Raw genomic sequence first — 664 nt, 5'->3', positions numbered from 1 at the left:
ACTCCTACCGCGCCTACGAGGACGACCTCGACGACCGCGAGCCGATGGAGAAGGACTTCGCCGACGGCGCGGCCTTCCAGGCGGCCTGGGACGACTGGGACAACGAGTACGGGGTGCACCAGGAACGCAAGACGGCGGGCGCCGTGTACATCCAGGAGCACGGCTGCGGCTTCAGCACCCTGCTCGTGGTCACCGGCCCGCCGTTCAGGAGCAGCGGAAGGATCAGGTCGCAGGTGGCCCGGCCGTCGAACCACATCGTGCCCCGGTGCGGGCCGGTGTCGTTCGCGGAGTGGATCGACCGGGACTACATGACCCCCTGGTGAGCCGGGCGGGGCGGTCCACCGCCCCGCCCCGCGCGTCAGGACGCCGGGGGCCGCCAGTCCGGCCGACGGCCGCTCAGACCGATCACCCGGTCGAGCAGGGGTGCGTCGTCCGGGACGGGGACGATCGGGCCGAAGAAGCCGTCGTCGCCCTGCGCGTCCTCGGCCGGTGTCAGGAGCGCCTGCGACGAGGCGAGTTCCGCGTCCTCCACCGCGTAGTCCTGGCCCGTGGCCCGCGCCAGGTCCCGCCCTGCGCGTCCTCGGCCGGTGTCAGGAGCGCCTGCGACGAGGCGAGTTCCGCGTCCTCCACCGCGTAGTCCTGGCCCGTGGCCCGCGCCAGGTCC

2 pseudogenes are annotated in these 664 nt (G+C 73.5%); one reads left to right on the top strand and one right to left on the bottom strand.

Going from position 1 to position 664, the window contains the following annotated elements:
* A pseudogene (locus tag EAO71_RS38060) lies at positions 1-323 on the top strand (SMI1/KNR4 family protein); the annotation flags it as partial.
* A 35-nt stretch (positions 324-358) separates the two neighbouring features.
* Here EAO71_RS38060 and EAO71_RS35780 read toward each other — a convergent pair.
* Positions 359-571, bottom strand: a pseudogene (locus EAO71_RS35780) (TIGR03086 family metal-binding protein); the annotation flags it as partial.
* Positions 572-664 lie beyond the last annotated feature (93 nt).

The sequence above is a fragment of the Streptomyces sp. MS191 genome (assembly GCF_008042125.1).
Taxonomy (GTDB): Bacteria; Actinomycetota; Actinomycetes; order Streptomycetales; family Streptomycetaceae; genus Streptomyces.
The sequence above is the reverse complement of the archived record's forward strand: the minus strand, read 5'-3'. Positions and strand labels throughout refer to the sequence as shown.